Source organism: Streptomyces sp. NPDC004647 (genome assembly GCF_040609575.1).
Lineage (GTDB): Bacteria > Actinomycetota > Actinomycetes > Streptomycetales > Streptomycetaceae > Streptomyces.
Window position 1 is genome coordinate 1 of the sequence record NZ_JBEXKU010000217.1, and the last position, 1,231, is coordinate 1,231.

Here is a 1,231-nt window from a genome sequence, read left to right on the forward strand (position 1 = left end):
TCTGGCAGGCGATCGGCGGGACGGAGGACGAGAGCGCGAAGGCGCCGTCGCCGCTGCCAGTCCAGCACCAGGACGACGATCCTGCCCTCGGCACCGCGCTGAACCCGAACCGGTACGACTACGCGGGCGCGGTGCTGTGGAACAACTACGCCGGGCAGCTCTGGCAGCGGTTCACGATCTACCTCCGGCGGGAGATCGCCGCTCGCGCGGGCCTCTCCCAACGTGCCCTGGCGGATGCCTGCCGGGTCTCGTTCGGGAAGGTCGCCGAGTTCCAAAAGCGCGGCGCGGTCCACTTCCACGCCGTCGTACGCCTCGACGGTCCGGACGGCCCGGACACCGAACCCCCGTCCTGGGCAACCGTCCCGCTCCTCGACGACGCCATCCGCGCCGCCGCTTCCCGCGTCCTGGTCCTCGTCCCGCCCGCCGGCCTTTTCCCGGAACGCAAACTGCGCTGGGGAACCCAGGTCGATGTCCAGCCCATCGGCGCTCTCGGACACGAGGACCTGACCGAACAGGCCATCGCCGCCTACGTGGCCAAGTACGCAACCAAGGCCGCCGAGACCACCGGCACCGTGGACCGCCGGATCGTTGAACTGGGGGAGCTGGACAGGCTCGACCTGCCCGCCCACACCCGGCGGCTCATCGAAGCCTGCTGGGAACTGGACGCCGACTACCCGGAACGGCTGCTGGCGCGCTGGTCCCACATGCTCGGCTTCCGCGGTCACTTCTCCACCAAGTCTCGCCGGTACTCCACCACCCTCGGCGCACTCCGCCAGGTCCGCGCCGACTACCGCGCCCGACAGGAACGACAAGCACGCGGCCTGCCCGACATCGACCCCGACGACCAGGAGGGCTCCACGCTCGTGCTTGCCCACTGGACCTACGCCGGGCACGGCCACACCCCCGGCGAAACCTGGCTCGCCCAGACCATCGCCAACGACATCAAGCAGAACCGCGAACTGGTGCGGGAGCTCCGCGCCGAACACGACACGTCCGACACTGAGGGGGAGTGGTGACCATGGCCCGGGCCCTCCCCGACCGTTATCTCACCCCGGTTGACCTGGCCGACCTCCTGGGCGTCCCGATCGAGACCGTCTACCAGTGGCGCCGCAAGCGGACCGGTCCCCGCGGCTTCCGCGTCGGCCGCCACCTGCGCTACGACCCCGAAGACGTACGCGCCTGGGTCTCCTCCCAGATCGAGGAGGCTGCCTGATGGCGGGTCACATCCAAG

2 protein-coding genes are annotated in these 1,231 nt (G+C 70.2%); both read left to right on the top strand.

Going from position 1 to position 1,231, the window contains the following annotated elements:
- Positions 1–1,016 (top strand): replication initiator (locus ABZW18_RS34770; RefSeq protein WP_356195523.1); only part of this gene is annotated, 1,016 nt, incomplete at its 5' end.
- A gap of 2 nt (positions 1,017–1,018) precedes the next feature.
- Entirely contained in the window at positions 1,019–1,213 is a 195-nt protein-coding gene (locus tag ABZW18_RS34775; protein ID WP_356195525.1) for a helix-turn-helix domain-containing protein, read from the top strand.
- Positions 1,214–1,231: the final 18 nt, after the last annotated feature.

Coding starts and splice junctions, on each gene's coding strand:
- ABZW18_RS34775 (WP_356195525.1), top strand. CDS start 1,019: ATGGCCCGGGCCCTCCCCGACCGTTATCTCACCCCGGTTGACCTGGCC.